This window comes from Aliiroseovarius sp. PrR006, assembly GCF_010500215.1.
GTDB lineage: Bacteria > Pseudomonadota > Alphaproteobacteria > Rhodobacterales > Rhodobacteraceae > Aliiroseovarius.
Genome location: NZ_JAAGOY010000004.1, coordinates 550,281 through 563,599, shown reverse-complemented (window position 1 = coordinate 563,599; position 13,319 = coordinate 550,281). Strand labels below are relative to the sequence as shown.

General features: G+C 60.2%; 13 protein-coding genes. 10 read left to right on the top strand and 3 right to left on the bottom strand.

Annotated elements, in window-relative coordinates:
- Nucleotides 1–49: 49 nt before the first annotated feature.
- The 4 genes from G0Q00_RS02835 (at nt 50) to pgi (ending at nt 4,887) form a co-directional block, all read left to right on the top strand.
- Entirely contained in the window at nt 50–1,000 is a 951-nt protein-coding gene (locus tag G0Q00_RS02835) for an agmatinase (protein ID WP_163036200.1), read from the top strand.
- Between the two features lie 118 nt (nt 1,001–1,118).
- Nucleotides 1,119–2,573, top strand: coding sequence for a glucose-6-phosphate dehydrogenase (zwf, locus tag G0Q00_RS02830; RefSeq protein WP_163036198.1), 1,455 nt, complete (start codon nt 1,119–1,121; stop codon nt 2,571–2,573).
- A complete protein-coding gene (gene pgl / locus G0Q00_RS02825) occupies nt 2,570–3,244 on the top strand; it encodes a 6-phosphogluconolactonase (protein WP_163036196.1) in 675 nt (224 codons plus the stop codon). The genes zwf and pgl overlap by 4 nt, the downstream gene beginning before the upstream one ends.
- 32 nt (nt 3,245–3,276) lie before the next feature.
- Nucleotides 3,277–4,887 (top strand): glucose-6-phosphate isomerase, encoded by a 1,611-nt coding sequence (gene pgi, locus G0Q00_RS02820; RefSeq protein ID WP_163036194.1) that lies wholly within the window; start codon nt 3,277–3,279, stop codon nt 4,885–4,887.
- Nucleotides 4,888–4,898: 11 nt separating this feature from the next.
- Here the strand turns inward: pgi and G0Q00_RS02815 are convergent, their stop codons facing one another.
- Both G0Q00_RS02815 and G0Q00_RS02810 read right to left on the bottom strand, forming a co-directional pair.
- Complete coding sequence (locus tag G0Q00_RS02815) at nt 4,899–5,885, bottom strand: alpha/beta fold hydrolase (RefSeq protein WP_163036192.1); 987 nt, start codon at nt 5,883–5,885, stop codon at nt 4,899–4,901.
- A gap of 28 nt (nt 5,886–5,913) precedes the next feature.
- Nucleotides 5,914–6,204: an SCP2 sterol-binding domain-containing protein gene (locus tag G0Q00_RS02810; RefSeq protein WP_163036190.1), complete on the bottom strand. Its 291-nt coding sequence runs from the start codon at nt 6,202–6,204 to the stop codon at nt 5,914–5,916.
- A gap of 191 nt (nt 6,205–6,395) precedes the next feature.
- Between G0Q00_RS02810 and G0Q00_RS02805 the strand changes: the two genes are divergently transcribed.
- The 5 genes from G0Q00_RS02805 to G0Q00_RS02785 all read left to right on the top strand — a co-directional run bounded on the left by G0Q00_RS02805 (nt 6,396) and on the right by G0Q00_RS02785 (nt 11,368).
- The gene (locus G0Q00_RS02805) at nt 6,396–6,944 is read left to right on the top strand and encodes a tetratricopeptide repeat protein (RefSeq protein ID WP_163036188.1); all 549 of its coding nucleotides are present in this window, start codon (nt 6,396–6,398) and stop codon (nt 6,942–6,944) included.
- Nucleotides 6,945–6,980: 36 nt separating this feature from the next.
- Nucleotides 6,981–9,758, top strand: a complete 2,778-nt coding sequence (locus G0Q00_RS02800; protein WP_163036186.1) for a helicase-related protein — start codon at nt 6,981–6,983, stop codon at nt 9,756–9,758.
- Between the two features lie 60 nt (nt 9,759–9,818).
- On the top strand, nt 9,819–10,193 hold the full coding sequence (locus G0Q00_RS02795; protein WP_239058306.1) for an RNA-binding S4 domain-containing protein: 375 nt from the start codon (nt 9,819–9,821) through the stop codon (nt 10,191–10,193).
- Nucleotides 10,194–10,242: 49 nt separating this feature from the next.
- The gene (fdxA, locus tag G0Q00_RS02790) at nt 10,243–10,578 is read left to right on the top strand and encodes a ferredoxin FdxA (RefSeq protein ID WP_163036182.1); all 336 of its coding nucleotides are present in this window, start codon (nt 10,243–10,245) and stop codon (nt 10,576–10,578) included.
- A gap of 277 nt (nt 10,579–10,855) precedes the next feature.
- Nucleotides 10,856–11,368, top strand: coding sequence for a CarD family transcriptional regulator (locus G0Q00_RS02785; RefSeq protein WP_163036180.1), 513 nt, complete (start codon nt 10,856–10,858; stop codon nt 11,366–11,368).
- 52 nt (nt 11,369–11,420) lie between these two features.
- Here the strand turns inward: G0Q00_RS02785 and cobS are convergent, their stop codons facing one another.
- The gene (cobS, locus tag G0Q00_RS02780) at nt 11,421–12,197 is read right to left on the bottom strand and encodes an adenosylcobinamide-GDP ribazoletransferase (RefSeq protein WP_163036178.1); all 777 of its coding nucleotides are present in this window, start codon (nt 12,195–12,197) and stop codon (nt 11,421–11,423) included.
- 81 nt (nt 12,198–12,278) lie between these two features.
- Here cobS and cobT point away from each other — a divergent pair, with 81 nt between their 5' ends.
- Nucleotides 12,279–13,298, top strand: coding sequence for a nicotinate-nucleotide--dimethylbenzimidazole phosphoribosyltransferase (cobT, locus tag G0Q00_RS02775; protein ID WP_163036176.1), 1,020 nt, complete (start codon nt 12,279–12,281; stop codon nt 13,296–13,298).
- Nucleotides 13,299–13,319: the final 21 nt, after the last annotated feature.

Genomic DNA, 13,319 nt, shown 5'->3' with positions numbered 1-13,319 from the left:
GGCGCGGATCTAACTCGCTAGCGTCCTCTCAAACAGCAGGGAGGCCGCCATGTCAGATCCGTTTTTCACCCCCGTTTCAGGCTTTGATCTGCCGCGTTTTGCGGGCGTGCCGACCTTCATGCGGCTGCCATATGTGGATTTCGACCACCCGCGATTCTCTGACGTGCAGGTCGGTCTGATCGGAGCGCCCTGGGACGGAGGCACCACCAACCGCCCGGGTCCACGTCACGGCCCGCGCCAGCTGCGCGATATGTCCACCATGATACGGGCCCAAAACGGCGCGACAGGTGTGCGCCCGTTTGAGGTGATGAATTGCGCAGACCTTGGCGATGTGGCCCCGAATCCTGCAGATGTCATGGACAGCCTGAAACGGATGGAGGCATTCTATGCCCGGGTCCATGCTGCAGGCATCCGTCCGTTGACCGGAGGGGGCGACCATCTGTGCGCCCTGCCGATTCTGCGTGCGCTGGCCAAGGATGGGCCGGTCGGGATGGTGCATTTTGACAGCCATACAGACCTGTTTCATTCGTATTTCGATGGCACCATGTACACTCATGGAACACCCTTCCGCCGCGCGGTGGAAGAAGGCCTTTTGGACCCCAAACGCGTGGTGATGATCGGCATTCGCGGCACCGCTTATGACAACGAAGATCGCGACTTCGCCGACAGTGTGGGCATCCGGGTGATTCCCGTCGAAGAATTCCACGCCCGCGGGGTGGATGATGTAATGGCCGAGGCGCGCGAGATCGCTGGGCAGGGTGCGACTTATGTTAGCTATGACATTGATTTTGTTGATCCTGCCTTCGCGCCGGGCACCGGTACGCCCGAGGTAGGCGGCCCGAATTCCTATCAAGCGCTTCAGGTTGTGCGCGCCCTTCAAGGGCTAAACATTGTTGGCGCCGATCTGGTCGAAGTTTCGCCCCCCTTTGATCCCAGCGGTGCGACAGCCTATCTGGGCGCTTCGATCATGTTCGAACTGCTGTGCGTGATGGCGGGATAGCGCCGCTTCCCAACCGACTTTGCTTGTGACCCGTCACAAGGATGCTAGACTTATGCGAACGAAGCGGTTAGAAGGCCGGTGAGTGAAATAGTTAGCGCTAACATAACTGGAGTTCCTGATGGTCTCGCGTGTTATTCCGGTCGATCCTTTTGATCTGGTCATTTTTGGCGGGACGGGCGACCTGTCACGCCGCAAAATCCTGCCCGGCCTCTATCGGCGCTTCCGCGATGGGCAGATGCCCGAAGGGGCACGCATCATTGGCGCGGCGCGCAGTGAAATGGATGACGAGGGCTTTCGAGACTTCGTGGAAGAGGCCGTGCGCAGCTTCGTGTCCAAGCGCAAATGTGATCCTGACACGCTGGCCGCGTTTCGCGAGACGCTGTTCTATGTGCAAGTGGACGCGATGGGCGATGACGGCTGGGCCGAGCTGAAGGCCAAAAGCCATCTGGATCGGGTACAGGCGTTCTATTTCTCGGTCGGGCCGAGCCTATTTGGGCCGATTGCCGAACGCCTTCACACGAAGGGGATCGCTGGGCCGGAAGCCCGGATCGTGGTGGAAAAACCCTTTGGTCACGACATCGAAACAGCGCGCGCGCTGAACGCCACGCTAGCCGAGCATTTCGACGAAAGCCAAATCTATCGCATCGACCACTATCTTGGAAAAGAGACGGTGCAGAATCTGATGGCGCTGCGCTTTGGCAACATGCTGTTCGAGCCGCTCTGGAACGCCCAATACGTCGACCACATCCAAATCACCGTGGCTGAGACCGTCGGCGTCGAAGGGCGGGGCGGGTATTATGACAAATCGGGTGCGATGCGCGACATGGTGCAGAACCACCTGATGCAGCTTCTGTGTCTGACCGCGATGGAGCCACCGTCGAAGTTCGATTCGGATGCGGTGCGGGATGAGAAGTTGAAAATCATTCGCGCCTTGGATCCAGTCGCACCGGAAGATCTGGTGCGCGGGCAGTATGCGGGCGATGACGAGGTTGCGTCCTATCTGACCGATGCGGAAACCGACAGCAGTGCGACAGAAAGCTTCGTGGCGATGAAGCTGCATATCTCGAATTGGCGCTGGAACGGGACACCGTTTTATCTTCGCACAGGTAAACGCCTGAAGGCGCGGATGTCCGAGATTGTCGTGCGTTTCAAGGAACCGCCACACTCGATTTTCGAAGCAGACACCGGCCAGTCCGCGAACGAGCTCTCGATCCGACTGCAGCCCAACGAAGGTATGGACCTGAAGGTCACGATTAAGGAACCGGGGCCGGGTGGAATGCGCCTGATCGACGTGCCTTTGGATATGACATTCGCCGAGGCTCTGGGGGAAGAAATCGCCGATTCGCCAGATGCTTACGAGCGGTTGATCATGGATGTGATCCGCGGCAACCAGACGCTGTTCATGCGTGGGGACGAGGTCGAGGCCGCTTGGGCCTGGACTGATCCGATCATCGAAGGTTGGGAGTATCGCCGCGACAAGCCCATCAGCTATGACCCGTTCTCGACCGGGCCGGAAGAGGCACTTATGCTGCTGCATAAAGATGGCCGTCGCTGGAGGGAGATTCGCGAATGAACCTGATTGAGTATGCAGATCGCGACATGATGATGCTGGACTTGGCCGATGTGCTGGCGTCCGAGCTGACGCAAATGTTGGATCATGAAGAGCGCGCCTCGCTGGCGGTGCCTGGCGGGACGACGCCGGGGCCTGTCTTTGACGCGCTCAGCGCGGTAGATCTGGATTGGGCGCGGGTTGATGTGCTCTTGACCGACGAACGCTGGGTGCCGGAAAGCAGCCCGCGGTCGAACACGGCGCTTCTGCGATCACGCCTGCTGGTTGGCCACGCCGCCAAAGCCAATCTGGTGCCGCTTTACGCAGATAATCCGCGGCCGGAAGACGCCTTGCCTGCGCTATCGCAAGGGATCGAGGCGCTCACGCCGATCTCGGTCGTGTTGTTGGGCATGGGCGAGGACATGCACACCGCCAGCCTGTTTCCGGGCGCTGATCATCTGGACGAGGCGTTGTCCCGTCACGCGCCGCCTTTGCTGCCCATGCGGGCACCCGGCGCGGACGAACCGCGCGTGACGCTGACCGCGCCGATTTTGAACGGCGCAATGTCTAAACACCTTTTGATCTTGGGTGCCGTGAAACGCGATGCGCTGAACAAGGCGATGGCCGAAAAGCACGCTCGACTCGCGCCGGTGAAAGCCGTGATGTCAGACATGACGGTACACTGGGCGGAATAAACGCGGGCGAAAGCCTGCCCCCGGGGAATAGTATGACCATTGATAAGCTGATTGCGCATAACGAAACATTAACCGAAACATGTCTGACCGACCTGTTCAACGCGGACCCCGACCGGGCGACGAGATATAGTTCTGATGGTGCAGGCCTGTATTTCGACTGGTCGAAAACGGGGCTGGATGATCGGGCGGTAGAGCTTTTGTTGTCCTTTGCGGATGACGCAGAGGTGGCGGAGCGACGCGATCAGATGCTCGGTGGCGACAAGATCAATGTGACCGAAGGCCGTGCGGTGCTGCACACGGCCCTGCGCGCGGGACCCGAGGCCGAGGTGTACGTGGACGGGGAAGATGTCATGCACGGCGTCCGCGACACGCTTGCCCGGATGCGGGATTTCGCGACGCGCCTGCGCGCGGGTCAGATCCGCGCGCCCGGGGGCGGGCGCTTTCGGGATGTGGTGAATATCGGCATTGGCGGCTCGGATCTTGGACCCGCGATGGCCACGCAGGCGCTGTCGCCCTATCACGATGGGCCGCGGGTGCATTTCGTCTCGAACGTGGACGGGGCGCAGATTGCGGATGTTTTGCGTGGGCTAAACCCGGCGGAAACGCTGATCATGGTGGCCTCAAAAACCTTCACGACCATTGAAACCATGACCAATGCCGCCACGGCCCGCGATTGGTTACTGCGTGACGTGACTGCGGATGCGGTGGGTCTGCATTTTGCCGCGCTGTCCTCGAATTTGGAGAAAACGGCCGAATGGGGCATCGCCGCCGAGCGTGTCTTTGGCTTTGAGGACTGGGTTGGCGGGCGCTATTCCATGTGGGGGCCGATTGGCTTGTCTCTGATGATCGCCATCGGGGCCGACAGGTTTGATCAGATGCTGATGGGCGCACGCGCGATGGACCTGCATTTTCAGAACGCCGAGGGCCGCGCGAACATGCCGCTGATGCTGGCCTTGGTCGGGTTCTGGCACCGTCAGGTCTGCGGTCATGCGACCCGTGCGGTTTTGCCGTACGAACAGCGGTTGGCACGTCTACCAGCCTACCTTCAGCAGCTTGAGATGGAGAGCAACGGCAAGCGCGTGGCCTTGGATGGAGCCGCACTGGATCTGCCCTCTGGCCCCGTTGTCTGGGGCGAGCCGGGCACGAATGGCCAGCACGCTTTCTATCAGTTGATCCATCAGGGTACCGATATCATCCCGTGCGAGTTCATGGTGGGGGCAGAGGGGCACGAGCCCGATTTGGCGTATCAGCATCAGCTGTTGGTGGCCAACTGTCTGGCACAGTCGCAGGCCTTGATGACGGGTCGCAGCCTGGCCGAGGCACGTGCGTTGATGCAAGCGAAAGGCTTTGAAGGGGGCGAGCTGGAGCGTCAAGCCGCCCACCGCGTTTTCCCCGGAAACCGTCCCTCGACCACATTGCTCTACTCCAAACTCACTCCTGAGATCCTAGGTGCGATCGTCGCTCTCTACGAACACCGTGTTTTTGTGGAAGGCGTTCTGCTGGGTATCAACTCGTTTGACCAGTGGGGTGTGGAGTTGGGCAAGGAACTTGCTGTCGCCTTAGCACCAGTTCTCAGCGGAGATGCGCCTGCGGATGCGCTGGATGGGTCCACGCGCGCTTTGATTGAGAAGTTGGGTGAATAGTGACGGATAAGTCATTGTGTCTGCGCAACTAATAAAGCTTCGCTTGCATTTCCGTTGGTATCCGCCAGCAGGTGAATGGCGTCGTAGACCTGCGCCCGGATCGGCTCGGCCTCCATCAGCACTTCGTGTTCGCAGCCTTGCATCAGGTCCAGCCGACCTTCACGCCACCGTCCCATCAACTCGTGGATCGGTTCCGATTCCACAATGCGCTCTTGCGTGCCCAGGAAGGTCACGGTTTGCGTGCTGGGCGCGGGCAGTTTCGTCAGCTCTGTGGTCTCACGCAGGGCGGCGTAGAGCCAGCCCGCCGTCGGGCCACCCAAAGTCAATTCAGGACGTGCGCTGGCTTGCAATTGCATCAGCGCGTACATCTCGGGGTCGGTGGTCAGCATGTTGTCTTCAAACGGCTGAATATCGACATAGGTTTTGCGCGCCGTGCCGGGGGTCAACATCAGCTTCCACGGGGTCTGATGAAGCGCCCAAGACAAGCCCCAGGCGATGGGACGCAGGGCCGAGGCGATGGTGATGCCCCACATAGGCGCGCTGAAACAGGCGCCTTTCACGTCCAACCCCTCGTGCAGCGACCGCAATCCGATGCAGCCGCCCATAGAATGCCCGACAAGAACGAAGGGGCGGGGCAGGCCCAGCTCTTCGGCCAACGCCATCATAGCGGCCACATCCAACTGGTACTCGGAAAAATGCCCCACATGGCCCAGCAGACGGTCCTGATCCGCGCGATCCGACAGACCTTGCCCACGCCAGTCAACGCTGAGGGTGGCGAAGCCGCGGTCCGCCAGTTCGGCGGCGATCAGGCCGTATTTCTCGATATATTCGGTGCGACCGGGGAACAGCAGGACTGTCCCGGCCGAGGTGGCCGTTTGGGCTGCGGGCCACAGCCCAAGCCGGATCCGCACACCATCCGACGTCTCACGCCAAAAGGCCCGCCCTTCGGCGGGTCCTTGTGCAATGTCGTCGAACAAAGGGGCGTCAGAGGTGCTCATGCCGCAGATCCTGCTGAATTTCAGATAGTTAGGCCAAAACAGCGCCAAGTTGCATGGCAAGTCCCATATTGCCGTCCACAGCCAGTTTTCCGGTCATGAAGGCGGTGGTCGGGTTCAGATCGCCCGACAGCATGTCCTGAAAGACGTCGGCATCGGCCGTCAGGGTCACGTCAGCGTCATCGTCGCCGGCACGTACGCCGTCGGCGTCGATGATGATACCACCTTCGCCATTGATGACAAATTTGGCGGTGCCACCGTCAAATCCGCCGCCTACTTTATCGTTCAGAGCGGCCACGGCCGTGTTGATCACATCGCTCAATTCTATTCCTCCGAAAATGGCCCGTCGGGCATGGATGTCCCGAACATGCTAGATCAAAGTTTCCGTGCGCGTAAACCTGTTTTCGTGCAGTCGACGCAAGGGAACTTCATGTTTCCACCTGCGATGTGCGCGGAACACACGCGAATGTGCCTGTTCTCGAAGGGTTTTGCGCGCTAACATTCCCTATGCGCATGTTTTCGCTGATCTTGCTTTGTATCTTGTTCGTCGGGATCGTCCCGCCAACCGTTGCCGTTGCACAAGATCGCCAAGAACAGTTGGATACCCTGTTTTCACAACTTCAAACCGCCGATAGCAGCAATTGGCAAGCGCTGGAAAGCGAGATTTGGGAGCTTTGGTCCCGCTCTGGCTCGGATGCGATGGATCTTTTGTTATGGCGTGGGCAGACCGCGATTGAAAACGGAGATCTGAACCGCGCGATTGCACATCTCAGTGCGCTGACCGACCATGCACCAGAGTTTGCTGAAGGCTGGAATGCCCGTGCTACGGCATTCTATCTGTCGGGCGAGTTGGGGCTTTCCCTGAATGACATCGCGCAAACCCTGTCCTTAGAGCCGCGTCATTTCGGGGCGCTGACAGGGCTGGGCTTGATCTTGGAAGAGCTTGGAAATGAAGCCCGCGCATTAGAAGCTTATCGCCACGCCCTTGCTATACATCCACACAGTGACGACATAAAAGGCGCCGTGGCCCGTTTGGAACAGAAACGGGCGAAGGATATTTGACCGCCCGCGCCGGGCGGCGCTTTGAAAGGGCAGAGCATGGTTTCCGACAGCGCGCGAAGTGGCCAACGGATCACTGCCGTCCTGGGTCCGACCAATACTGGCAAAACGCACTATGCGCTTGAACGCATGCTGGGCTATCGCACCGGCATCATTGGCCTGCCGCTGCGCCTTTTGGCGCGCGAGGTCTATGACAAATTGGTCAGCTTACGCGGTCCCAATGCGGTGGCACTTGTTACTGGAGAGGAACGTATCGTTCCGGACCGCGCCCAATACTGGGTCGCCACGGTCGAGGCCATGCCGTTGGGGCTGGGCGCTGACTTTGTCGCCATTGACGAAATCCAGCTCTGTACCGATGCCGAACGCGGGCACGTCTTCACCGACCGCCTGCTGCATATGCGTGGCACGCAGGAAACCTTGTTCATGGGGTCGGACACCATGCGGCCTGTGATTGCGGGGCTGATCCCCGACGTCCAGTTCCTGCGCCGCGAGCGATTCTCGGAACTGATCCACGCCGGATCGAAAAAGCTCAGCCGGATGCCGGGGCGGTCTGCCATTGTGGGCTTCTCGGTAGATAACCTCTATGCGATTGCCGAACTGATGCGCCGTCAAAAGGGCGGCGTGGCTGTGGTGATGGGCGCGCTCAGCCCGCGCACACGCAACGCGCAGGTCGAGATGTACCAGAACGGTGACGTCGACTATCTGGTCGCCACCGATGCCATCGGCATGGGTTTGAACCTGGATATCGACCACGTGGCGTTCTCGGCGCTGACCAAGTTTGATGGCCACCGGATGCGGCCGCTGTTGCCCAGCGAGCTGGCACAGATTGCCGGCCGGGCAGGGCGGCACATGAATCACGGATCGTTCGGGGTGACGGGCGAGGCGCCGCTGCTGGCGGAGGAGGTCGCTGATGCGATCTGTTCACACCAATTCGCGCCCGATAAAAAGATCTTTTGGCGCAACCGCGACCTGTCCTTTGGCACGATCCCGGCTTTGATCCGTTCGCTGGAAGCACCGACCGGCAATGACTGGCTGACCCGCGGGCGGGATGCGGATGATGTAATGGCGCTGAAACTGCTGGCCAAGGATGCCGAGGTGACCGCGCGCGCCAGCGACGGGCGCTCGGTATCGCTGTTGTGGGAACTCTGCCAACTGCCAGATTTTCGAGGTATCAGTCACGGCGAACATGCGGGGCTGATTACCCAGCTATTCAACGATATTCACCAGTATGGCCGGGTCAAACGCGACTGGTTTGCCCGTCAGGTCAAGCGCATTGACCGCACGGATGGGGACATCGACGCACTGTCCAAACGGCTGGCCTATATCCGCACATGGACCTATGTGGCACAACGACGCGACTGGTTGGACGATGTTACCCATTGGCGTGGCGAGACTCGTGCTGTAGAAGATCGCCTGTCGGATGCGTTACACGCGCGTCTGACCCAAAGATTTGTTGACCGGCGCACCAGCGTTTTGCTGCGCCGGTTGAAGCAGAAGGAGAGCCTTGTGGCTGACGTGAACGATAAAGGTGAAGTGACGGTTGAAGGCCAGTTTGTTGGCCGATTGGAGGGGTTCCGGTTTAGCCAGGACACCGCCCAGACACCGGAAGAAGCCAAAACCCTGCGGGCGGCTAGCCTGAAGGCCTTGGCGCCGGAATTTCACCTGCGGGCGGACCGTTTTTATAACGCCCCCGACACCGAGATGGACTTCACCGAACAAGGTGGCCTGATGTGGGGCGAGCATGCCGTGGGCAAGCTGGTCAAGGGTGATGACGTTGCCAAGCCGCGCGTGCAGGCCTTCGTCGACGACGAAGCCGGCACCGATGTCGCTGAAAAGGTTACCCGTCGTTTGCAGCATTTCATCGACCGTAAGGTGCAAGCGCTGTTCGAGCCGCTGACTACGATCGAGAAGGACGAGACGCTGACCGGCATGGCCCGTGGCTTCGGCTTCCGTATGATCGAGAATCTGGGCATCATCCCGCGTGATCAGGTCGCGGGCGAGGTCAAGGACCTGGACCAAGACGCCCGTGGCGCGCTGCGCAAGCACGGTGTGCGCTTTGGTCAGTTCACCATCTTCATGCCGCTTCTGCTGAAGCCCGCGCCGACTCGTCTGCGTCTGGTTCTGGACGGCTTGTGGAAAGGTCTGTCGGAATTCCCCGAAAGCCCGCCCCCCGGTTTGGTTACGATCCCCGTGATCGACGGCGTGGATCAATCGGCTTATCTGCTGTCGGGCTATCGCCCCGCCGGTGCCCGTGCGATCCGTATCGACATGCTGGAACGTCTGGCCGACCAACTGCGCGTGGAAGACAGCCGTGGCGGCTTTGAAGCCAAGGCTGATATGCTGTCGATCACCGGTATGACGCTGGAGCAGTTCGCCGACCTGATGCAGGGTCTCGGTTATAAGGCCGAGAAGGGCGAGCGCGAGAAGGTGAAAGCCGTGGCCGAGGCTGCTGCTGAAGAGGCTTCCGCCGAAGCACCCGCTGCGGAAGAAGCTTCTGCTGAAGCTGCGCCTGAAGCTGCTGAGGCACCCGCTGAAGATACTGGCCCTGAAATGGAAACCTTCTTCACCTTCACATGGGGTGGCTTTGGCCGCGCCCGTCAGGGTGGCAAACCGCGTGGTGAACGCGGGCAGGGCAAACCGGGCGGCAAGCCGCGCGGCGATCGCTCTGGCGGTAAGCCCAAGCGTGGCAAAGGTCCGAACAAAGGCCCGCGCGACATGAAGCCGAAAAGCTATCAATCCGGTCCGCGGAAAGAAAAAGCCATCGACCCGGATAACCCCTTCGCAGCGGCCCTGATGGGGCTGAAAGACAAGGGCTAAGCCGCGATGGCAGAGGCTCAGGGGAAGGGCGGAACACCGCCCGCCCCTCAAGGTACAAAAATGCGCGTGGACAAGTGGTTGTGGCACGCGCGTTTTTTCAAGACCCGAGGGCTGGCAACCAAACTGGTGACCGCCGGTCACGTGCGGGTCAATGGCGACAAGATCGCGAAATCGTCATATGGAATCACAGAAGGCGATGTTCTGACCTTTCCGCAGGCCAAACAGGTGCGTGTGATCCGTATTTTGGCTTTGTCGACGCGCCGCGGCCCCGCGCCCGAAGCCCAAGCACTGTACGAAGACCTTGATCCGCCCGCCCAGAAGACGGACAATGTTCCGCAATCACAAGCATCTGCGCCAAAAACGGTCGGGAAGGGCCGTCCGACAAAGAAAGATCGTCGCATCTTGGATCAAACCCGCAGGACTATGCTTGATTGATCCCGCGCGCTGTCCTAAGTGAGGCCGAGACCAACCTGAAGGTGCCACAATGACCTATGTCGTCCAAGACAACTGCATCGCCTGCAAATACACCGACTGTGTGGAAGTTTGCCCCGTAGACTGCTTCTATGAAGGTGAAAACATGCTGGTCATCCATCCAGACGAATGCATCGACTGCGGTGTGTGCGAACCGGAATGCCCGGCCGACGCCATCCGCGCCGATACCGAGCCGGGGACGGAAAAATGGGTCGAGTTCAACCGCAAATACTCGGAACTTTGGCCGGTCATCATCGAGCGTAAAGACCCGCTGCCCGAAGCGGAAGAGCGTGACGGCGAAGACGGCAAGCTCGAGAAGTATTTCTCGGAAGCACCTGCCGAGCAGTAAGTTCTGTCTGCTGTTAGGCGAGACAAGATGTGTAGGAAAGGGAGGAGTTTGACCGATCGGTCAACCTTCTGCATTGCAGCGCTTTTCTATACCTGATTTTTATGGTATACTTATTCCAAATCTTGGGTCGATCATGGCGCCCTGTACCTGAGGCAGGGCGTTTTATTTCGGTGAGTCGTGACATTTTGCTGGCGGGCTATCTGCGCCGCCACCCGTTTTTGTCTGACCACCTCAGCCATGACACCCGACTGTAACAATAACGCGAAGGATCGCATACATGAGCAAGAAGAAACTGGATTTCCGCCCGAACGAATACGTTGTCTATCCCGCACACGGCGTTGGACAGATCGTGTCGATCGAAGAGCAGGAAGTTGCCGGGATCGAGCTTGAGCTGTTCGTCATCTCGTTCGAGAAAGACAAGATGACGCTGCGGGTGCCCACCAACAAGGCCACCGAAGTTGGCATGCGCGGACTGTCCAGCCCGGACGAGATTTCGAAGGCGATGACCACCCTGAAAGGCAAGGCCCGTGTAAAACGCGCCATGTGGTCGCGTCGTGCGCAGGAATATGAACAGAAAATCAACTCGGGTGACCTGATCGCCATTGCTGAGGTCGTGCGCGACCTGCATCGCACCGATGACCAGCGCGAGCAGAGCTATTCCGAGCGTCAGCTGTATGAAGCCGCTCTGGAGCGTTTGACCCGTGAAGTTGCTGCCGTGGGTGGTGGTGACGAGCTGGCCGCACAGAAGAAGGTCTCGGACGTTCTGATGTCGCGCGCTGCTGCTGCGTGATCTGACGTCAAGATTGTGGAGAAGCCGTCTGCCGCAGGGCAGGCGGCTTTTTCTATGCGATCAGGCTGACTATGACCGCCAGTCCGATGATCTCGCTGATCTGTTGTGACGCGCCCAGCACATCCCCCGTCTGCCCACCGATCTTGGTATTTGCCAAGACTGCCAAAGTGAGGGCGCCAAGCCCGATATAGGCCACAAGCGGAAAGAGTGCGACTGGCATCAGGATTAGCACCACCAGCGCGGTCACACCACAGGCGATCCAAGCGGTGCGTGCGGGCGGACGTCCCACTTGGCTGGCCAGCCCCGCGCCGCGCGCGTTGGGCATGGCGGCCATCAGAAGCACCATCGGAAGGCGGCTGCTGACGGCGATGACGATCAACGCAGAGAGCGCACCGGGATGGGGCAGCAAAACGGCAAGGGCCGAGGCGCGCAGGCCCAGCGACAAAACCAACCCAATCACCCCGTAAGCCCCGATCCGGCTGTCTTTCATGATCTCAAGCCGTCGATCACGCTCATAGCCGCCCCAGAACCCGTCGGCGACATCGGCCAGACCGTCCTCGTGTAGGGCGCCGGTGACCATGATCTGTCCCAAGAGCGCCAGACAGGCCGCGAAGAGCGGCGGAAGACCAACGGACACGGCGCCAAAGCCCATGACCCAGCCGATTATTGCTGGCACGATCCCGGCCAAAGGCCACGCCCAGGCAGACCGCGCAGCCCGCTGGGTCGCCAGCGTCGTGTTTACCCGTATCGGTAGACGCGTCAAAAGCCCAATCGCTGCGGGGATATCCGCGGGATGCAGGATTGACGTCGATCTGTCGTGTTTCGTCATATTTGGTCTTTTGCAGTCTAGTTGCAGTTGTCCCCCATCGGTAAAGAGGGTGAGGAAATGAATCAATCAAGGAGTCTCGCCATGTCGCAACAGCCATTCTCGACCCTGGCCGAGTTTAAGGCGCTGCTTGAGGCGGCGAACGGCCCGGATACGGCGGCGATCCAAGCGGCAGAAGAGCGCAACGGCCAGCTGACCAAACCCCCCGGTGCTTTGGGACGGTTGGAAGAGCTGGCGATTTGGGTGGCTGGCTGGCAGGGCAATGGACGCCCCGAGCTGAACGCGCCTCAGGTCGTTGTGTTTGCGGGCAATCACGGCGTGACCGTGCAAGGCGTGTCGGCCTTCCCGGCGGAAGTGACGGAACAGATGGTTCTGAACTTCCAGCACGGCGGGGCGGCGATCAACCAGCTGTCTAAGGCGGCAGGCGCGCAGATGGATGTCCACGCGCTGGAGCTGGACCGTCCGACGCAGGATTTCACCCAAGGCCCCGCCATGAGCGAGGACGAAGTTGTATCGGCGCTTCTGACCGGCTGGAACGCGGTTAACGAGAACGCAGACCTGCTGGTCACGGGCGAGATGGGGATCGGCAACACGACCTCTGCTGCCGCGCTGTTCCTGGCGCTCTATGGCGGCGAGGCCGAGGATTGGGTCGGTCGCGGTACCGGCGTGGATGATGACGGTCTGGCGCTGAAAGCCCGCGTGATCCGCGAGGGTCTGGCGACCAACGCTGCCGCTGCTGGCAACGGGCTGGAAGCGCTACGCTGTCTGGGTGGCCGTGAAGTGGCGGCAATGGCTGGTGCCATGGCCCGCGCACGCGTGCTGGGTGTTCCGGTGATTATCGATGGTTTCATCTCGACTGCCGCCGCCGCGTGTCTGCACGAAAGCGTGCCGGGCGCGCTAGATCATGCAGTTGCGGGGCACGTGTCGGCCGAGCTTGCACATGCCAACGCTCTGGACCGCATCGGGAAAGAGCCTCTTTTGTCGCTTGGTATGCGGTTGGGTGAAGGTTCGGGGGCTGGAGTTGCGATTAACATCCTGAAAGCCGCAATCGCGTGCCACTCGGGCATGGCGACTTTTGCCGAGGCAGGCGTGTCGGACGGCTAATCCCCATACACAACCAACGAA